This window comes from Plantactinospora siamensis (genome assembly GCF_042434095.1).
Classification (GTDB): domain Bacteria; phylum Actinomycetota; class Actinomycetes; order Mycobacteriales; family Micromonosporaceae; genus KBS50.
In genome coordinates this window covers 512,496-519,373 of sequence record NZ_JBHLUE010000016.1, presented here as the reverse complement: position 1 = coordinate 519,373, position 6,878 = coordinate 512,496, and the positions used below count along the sequence as shown (strand labels likewise).

The following is a 6,878-nucleotide window of genomic DNA, read 5'->3' as shown; positions in this document are numbered from 1 at the left end:
GGGGGGGGGGGGGGGGGGGGGGGGGTGCAAGAGCAACCAGGGCGACTTCTACCCCCACTTCGACCAGATCGTCCTGCTCAGCGCGCCCGCCGGCGTGCTGCTGGCCCGCATCGCCGCCCGCACCGACAATCCGTACGGCAAGCGGCCCGAGGAGCGAGCCGCCGTCCTGCTTCACCTGGCCACCATCGAACCCCTGCTGCGAGCGACCGCCACGGTCGAGATCGACGCCTCGGCCCCGATCGGCTCGGTCGTCGAGCGACTCGAGGCCCTTACCTGAGACCCGGCCCCTGCCAGCGCGGTCCGCGCGTCGGGCGGTCCGGGCGTGCGGGCGTCGGTCCGTGGTGTTGGGGTTCGTGGCCTGCCGGGTCGTGCGGTCCGGGTGTGCGGGCGTCGGTCCGTGGTGTTGGGCTTGGCGGCCTGCCGGGTCGTGCGGTCCGGGCGTGCGGGCGTCGGTCCGTGGTGTTGGGGTTCGCGGCCTGCCGGGTCGTGCGGTCCGGGCGTGCCGGCGTCAGTCCGTGGCGGTGGGCTTTGCGGTGGGGCGGCCCTTCAGCTCGTGGAAGGCCGGCGTGCCGGCCACCAGCAGCGTGCCGTCCCAGAGCCGCCCGGCCGCGTCGCCGCGCGGCACCCGGGACAGCACCGGCCCGAAGAACGCCACCCGGGTGCCGTCCGGCTGCTCGGCCGCCAGCACCGGCGTACCGACGTCGCCGCCCACCTGGCCGATGCCTTCGGCGTGCGAGGCGCGCACCGCCTCGTCGTGGTCGGTCGACGACGCGGTGTCGGCCAGGCCGGCGTCGAGGCCCGCGTCGGCCAGCGCCGCGGCGAAATCGACCTCCTCGTCCCGGTCATGCGCCCGGATCCCGTACGCCGCATAGAACCGGCCGAGACCGTCCGACCCGTACCGCTGTCGCACGGCCGCGCAGACTCGCACCGGCTGCCACAGCCAGCCCTCGGGGTCGCCCTCCGGATCGTCCTCCCGGCCCTCGTTGAGCACCGCGAGGCTCAGCACGTGCCAGCGGACCTCGACCGGCCGGACCGCCCGGACCTCCTCGATCCACCGCGAGGTGACCCAGGTGTACGGGCAGCTCGGGTCGAACCAGAAGTCGACGCTGGTGGTGTCCACGGTGCCTCCCTGGGTACGGCCGGCCGGGGCGTGGCCGGTCCAGCACCGTAACGCCGGCCACCCTCGCCCGCACGTCGGGCGGTGTCGGGTCCGGGTCAGTGCGATCGCGGCCGAACGGGCATGCTGGACCGCCCACCCCAGCTACCCCCGACCAAGCTCCCCCGACCCAGCTACCCGCCCGGACCACAGTGGAGGACTCCGCGTGCCCGACACGCTCAGTTATGCCGACGCCGTACGACTGCTCGGTGGGAAGGGCAACCGGTGGGTCGATCTGATCGACAAGATCACCGGCGGAGCGCTGCTGTCCGCCGCGATCCCGGTGCCCGGGCTGGCAGGACTCGTCGACGCCAAGGTCGGCCTGGTACGCCTCGGCCGCGACCTGCTGCGCGAGGTCTCCGAGCGGCGGTCCGGGCTGTCCCGGTACGACCGCACCCGCCGGCTGGAGGCGGCGCACGCGGTCATCGCGGTGACCGCGTACTTCGAGGCGCTCGCCGAGGCGGAGCTGCCGATCCCGTTGGCCGAGCTGGACCTGACCCGGGCCGAGCAGCTGTCCCTGGGCGGCGCCCGGCCGGCCGACCCGCTTTCGGTGCTGCAGGCGTTCTTCGACGTCCCGGCGCCGGTACCCGGTCCGCACCTGCCGTATCCGGCGGTTCGCCGGGAGCTGGCCGGCTACTACGCCGACCTTGGGCACCGGTTCATGGCGCTCGTCATCGATCTGACCGTCGGAGACCGCGCGGCAGGGGTCCCGAGCGCGCCCGAACTGTGGCGGCTGGAGCTGAACCGGGTGGCGATGGCGGCCCAGGACCGGCACCGGGAGCTGCTGGCCCGGCTGGCCGCCGACTTTCCCGAGGTGGCGTTCTGGATCGGGCTGGACGAGCACGAGGCCACCCGGGGCGAGGTCCGGGAGCTGGCCACCGGGCTGGTCGAGTTGCGCGCGGCGCTGGACCGGATCAGCTCGCGGACCCCGCCGGACGATCGTCGGGGCGCGCTGGCCACGGCGTACGCCGACGAGCTGACGCGGCCGATCGCGCAGTCCGGCGACGTACCGGCGGGGTTGCGGCTGCCCACCCTCGGCGGCGCGTACGTGTCGCCGCTGTTCCGGCTCGCGGAGCTGGGCGCGGACGCCCGGCCGGCCGACGACGGCTGGTGGGCCGACCGGCCGGTCCGGGACGACCTGGCGGACTTCCTCACCGGCCAGCTCACCGCGCCCGGCGCGGTCCACGCGCCGCTGCTGGTGCTCGGCCAGCCGGGTTCGGGCAAGTCGGTGCTCACCAAGATCCTCGCGGCCCAGCTGCCGGCCGCGGACTTCCTGGTGGTCCGGGTGGTGCTCCGCGATGTGCCGGCGGCGGCCGGCCTGCAGGAGCAGCTCGAGCAGGCGGTCCGGGACGCCACCGGGGAGCGGCTGGACTGGCCGGCGCTGTCCCGCTCGGCCGGCGGCGCGCTGCCGGTGGTGCTGCTGGACGGCTTCGACGAGCTGCTCCAGGCCACCGGGGTGAGCCAGAGCGACTACCTCACCCGGGTGGCCGAGTTCCAGCGTCGGGAACTCGCGCTGGGCCGCCCGGTCGCGGTGCTGGTGACCAGCCGGACCAGCGTGGCCGACCGGGCCCGACCACCGGCCGGCGCCGTGGCCGTCCGGCTGGAACCGTTCGACGGCGCCCGGGTACGGCGCTGGCTGCAGACGTGGAACGCCGTGAACGCCGGCGCTCCCGGCTTCCGGCCGGTGGACCCGGACACCATCCTGGTCCACCGGGACCTGGCCGAACAGCCGCTGCTGCTGCTCATGCTGGCCCTGTACGACGCGGGCGGCGGCGACCTGCGCTCGGCCGGCGACCTGCGGCAGGGTGAGCTGTACGAGCGGCTGCTGCGCGACTTCGGCCGCCGGGAGATCGAGAAGCACCGGGCCGGACTGCTGGGACGGGACCTGGACCGGGCCGTCGAGGAGGAGCTGCGCCGGCTCTCGGTGGTGGCGTTCGCCATGTTCAACCGCCGCGCGCAGTGGGTCACCGAGGCCGAGCTGGAGGCCGACCTGGCCGCGCTGCCGTTCGGCGGCGCCGCCGTGGTGGCCCGGGACGACCGGCGCACCCCGCTGCGGGCCGCCGAGATCGTGCTCGGCCGGTTCTTCTTCGTGCACCGCTCCCAGGCGACCCGGGACGCCGACCGGCCCACCGCGTACGAGTTCCTGCACGCCACCTTCGGCGAGTACCTGGTGGCCCGGCTCAGCTGGCTGGTCGTCGACAACCTGGTGGATCGGGAGTCGGCGTCCACCCTGTCGTTCGCCGGTACGCCCGTCGACGACGACCTGCTGCAGGCGCTGCTGTCGTACGCGGTGCTGACCGGCCGAGCGCCGATCGTGGGCTTCCTCGCCGAGCGGCTGGCCGGGCTCGACGAAACCCGCCGGGCCGGCTGGACCGAGCTGCTGGTCCGGCTGTTCCGGGCCGTGCACCACACGGCCGCGCCGCGCCGGTACGACGGGTACGCGCCGCTTCGGCTCCCGGTGCCCGCCCGGTACGCCGCCTACAGCGCCAACCTGCTGGTGCTGGCCGTCTGCGCGGCGGGCGAGATCGGCGGCCGGCAGCTCTACCCGGATGCCGACGACCTGGTCCAGGAGTGGCACGCCCAGGCGCTGTTGTGGCGGTCGCAGCTTGACGCGGAGGGCTGGTCCTCGCTGGTCGACACCCTGACGCTGGACCGGCGATGGGACGGCGACCGTCGGGAGATCATGCTTCGCATCGGAGACCGCCCGGCGCCGCCCGCTCCGGTCGACACCCACTGGACCTACAACCTGGGCCCGGACCTCCGCCAGACGACGCAGCGCCGATGGTCCTACAACAATGTCGGCCAGGAGCAACAGGTGTTGCGCCGGAAGGCCAACTTCGAGTGCGGGGCGAGCACGGACGTGGTGCAGCACGCGCTGGAGCCGCTCGCCGAGGCCCTGCCCGGCGGGCTGCACGTCATGGTGGGGCGGGAGGGCGAGCCGCTCCACTCGATCACCCACCTGGCCCTCGCCCTGTGGTCGACGCCGCCGCAGGATCGGGTGGCGCTGTACCGGCGGTGCGTGAGGGCCGTCGTACTGCTTGACGATCTGGGGTCGAGCCGGGACGTCGTGACCTTTCTTCGCCTGGTGCTCGATCAGCTCAGCATCGACACCAAGGTGTCGCCGCAGGCGGCGGTCGAGATCCTCGACCTGCTGAGCCGCGAGGTGCTCACCCCCGAGCTGTTCGAGCTGTCCGAGCCGCTGCTGCGGTGCTGCCTGGCGTTTCTCGACGTGGAGCTGCGTCGGGCAGACATGCTCGCGGACCTCGTGGAGGAGATCATCGAGGACAAGCAGCACGCTCGGCACCTGTGGACCACGGAGCTCGCGCTGGAGGCGCGGGTCCGGCTGTTCGAGCTGGGCTTCCGGGCGCTGCTCATCGCCCCGGACGACGTCGACCGGTTGACGACGCTGCACCGGCAACGCCGGCCAGATCTCCTCGAGCGGATCAAGCCACTGATCCGGTCCGCGGGCTCCACACCGGATCCGGCTACCTAGCCAGCAGCTCCTCGATCAGGGCGGCGGCTCGGGGCGTACCGCCGGCGGCGTCCAGGGCCGCGGACAGCTCGGCCGTGCGCCGCCGGAAAGCCGGGCGGGCCAGGACCTCGGTGACGGCCCGGCGGATTCGTTCCGGCCGGGGCCGGCCGGTGCGCAGGTCCAGGCCCACGCCGGACCACGCGACCCGGCGGGCCACCTCGGGCTTGTCCAGCGAGCCGCCGGCGACCACCAGCGGGACGCCGGCGTGCACGGCGTTCAGCACGCCGCCCCAGCCGCCGTTGGTGACCATCGCGTCCACCAGCGGCAGCAGCAGATCGTGCGGCAGGAACCGGGCGACGCGCGCGTTGTCCGGCAGCGGGTCGAGCACCGCCGGGTCCCGGCCGCCGGTGGTGCAGACCACCAGCGCCGGTTCGCCGGCCAGGCCGGTCACCGCCGGCCTGAGCAGGTCGGTCGGGTCCACATCCAGGGTGCCCTGGGTGACGTGCACGACCGGACGGCCGGCGGCCCGCGCCGCGGCCAGCTCCGGCCACCAGGGCGGCAGCTCCGGCTCCGGGTCGGCGCCGCCGGCTACGGCTCGGAGGGCCGGGCCGCATCCCGGGGCGGCGGCGGCCTGGACCGGATCGGGCTGGACCGGATCGGGCTGGACAGCGCCGGCCTCGGTGGCGGCGCGCTGCCGGGCGAGCCGGCCCACGAAGCGCACGTGCGGCGGCAGGTCGGAACGGTGGTACTCCAGCCCGGGCACGCCCTGGGCGAGCACCAGGTGCGGCGAGTAGAGCCGGTCGATCCCGCCGCTGGCGGCCGGGCCCAGCCCCACGGTCGCGCGCATCCGGGTGATCTGCGGTTCGAGCAGGCGCGAGCCGGCCCGGAGGAGTCCGCGCAGCGCCGCGTCGCGGGTCCGGAGGGCGCGGCCGGTGGCCGGGCGGATTGTCCGGCCGGCGGCGGGGCGGACCCGCATCCCGGGCGGCGGCAGGTCCCGGCTGGGCAGGTTGAGCGGGGTGACCGCCACCGACACCCACGGGACGCCGAGCTTCTCGCCGGCCAGCGCCCCGCCGAACGCCAACTGGTCGGTGACGATCAGGTCGAACGGCGCCGCGCGGGCCGCCGCGAGAATGTCCTGCGCCTGGGCCGCGGCGGTGCCGAAGAGGACGTACCGGGAATTGGCGATGGCGCCGCGTGCCCCCTTGCCGTCGCCGATCCGCGGGAAGGTGGCCGCCAGGTCCGCGTCGTCGAAGTCCGGCGCCCGGTTCCAGCGCAGCAGGTCGGCCCCGGCGAACCGGTCTCGGTACCTGGTCCCGGTGTACGCGGTCACCGCGTGGCCGCGGTCGACAAGCTCGCCGCTCAGCGCGCCCAGCGGACCGACGTGGCCGGCGAACGGCAGCGACGCCACGAGAATCCTGGCCATCGGACCTCCCCTGGCCCGGTCCCGCCGAGGGGCCGGGCACGACCCGGTGAGCCGAGCGCCACCGGCCGCCACGAACCCTCAGACGGTAACCGGACGACTCCTGGGCCACCGCCCCGATCCGGACCGGATTCCCGGCCCGCCGCGGCGCGGGGAAGGACGGTCGGGCCGTTCGCGGTGATCCCGGTGGCTCGGTCGGGCCGGGTACGCGACACCGCCGGCCCGGGCCGCTGGGGCGGGCGGTGTCGCGGGAGGCCGGACGTACCTCCCGCGAGCACCGCCCGCCGGTGCGAACCGGGGAGTTACCGGCCGCCGGCGGCGGGACCGCGGTGGTCCCAGCCGCCGCGGCCGGGACCGCCGAAGCCACCCAGCGGGAGTACGCCCGCGTCGATGGCCTTGGTGATCGCGTCGGCCTGCTCCTGGGTCAGCTTGCCGTCCTTCACCGCCTGGGCCAGCCGTTCCTTGAGCGCCGCCTGCCGGTCGGCCTTGAGCTTGGCCGGGTCCGGGCGCTCGGGCCGGCCGGCCGGCTTGTGCTCGGCGCGGATCTTGGCCAGGGCCGCCTCGACCTTGTCCTGCGGGACCCCCAGCTCCTGGGCCAGCTCCGCGGCGAATGCCGCCTGCCGGCCCTCCCGGCCGGCCTTACCGGGCGCGGCGGGCGGCGCGGCCGAGGTCGACGCGGCGGGGGTCGCGCTCGGGCCGCCGCCGTTGTCGGCGAACGCGAGGGTCGGTACGGCGATGCCCACGCCCAGTACGCCCGCGGCGGCCAAGCCGGTGAGCAGGTTCTTACGGGTGACGGTCACGCCCATCGTGGTGCTCCTCCTGGTGTGTGC

General features: G+C 75.3%; 5 protein-coding genes. 2 read left to right on the top strand and 3 right to left on the bottom strand.

Annotated features, from left to right (window positions below):
* On the top strand, nt 1-277 hold a 277-nt coding region (locus ACFFHU_RS19715; RefSeq protein WP_512700662.1), incomplete at its 5' end, for a nucleoside/nucleotide kinase family protein.
* Between the two features lie 231 nt (nt 278-508).
* On the opposite strand, the gene ACFFHU_RS19710 is transcribed toward ACFFHU_RS19715, so the two are convergent.
* Nucleotides 509-1,120: a mycothiol-dependent nitroreductase Rv2466c family protein gene (locus ACFFHU_RS19710; RefSeq protein WP_377340957.1), complete on the bottom strand. Its 612-nt coding sequence runs from the start codon at nt 1,118-1,120 to the stop codon at nt 509-511.
* 202 nt (nt 1,121-1,322) lie between these two features.
* On the opposite strand from ACFFHU_RS19710, the gene ACFFHU_RS19705 reads away from it, so the two are divergent.
* Nucleotides 1,323-4,649 carry an NACHT domain-containing protein gene (locus ACFFHU_RS19705; RefSeq protein ID WP_377340955.1) on the top strand — a complete coding sequence of 1,109 codons (3,327 nt, stop codon included), beginning with the start codon at nt 1,323-1,325 and terminating at the stop codon, nt 4,647-4,649.
* Here ACFFHU_RS19705 and ACFFHU_RS19700 read toward each other — a convergent pair.
* Nucleotides 4,642-6,051 carry a glycosyltransferase gene (locus ACFFHU_RS19700; RefSeq protein WP_377340954.1) on the bottom strand — a complete coding sequence of 470 codons (1,410 nt, stop codon included), beginning with the start codon at nt 6,049-6,051 and terminating at the stop codon, nt 4,642-4,644. The genes ACFFHU_RS19705 and ACFFHU_RS19700 overlap by 8 nt on opposite strands.
* A 299-nt stretch (nt 6,052-6,350) precedes the next feature.
* Nucleotides 6,351-6,854 carry a hypothetical protein gene (locus ACFFHU_RS19695; RefSeq protein WP_377340952.1) on the bottom strand — a complete coding sequence of 168 codons (504 nt, stop codon included), beginning with the start codon at nt 6,852-6,854 and terminating at the stop codon, nt 6,351-6,353.
* Nucleotides 6,855-6,878 lie beyond the last annotated feature (24 nt).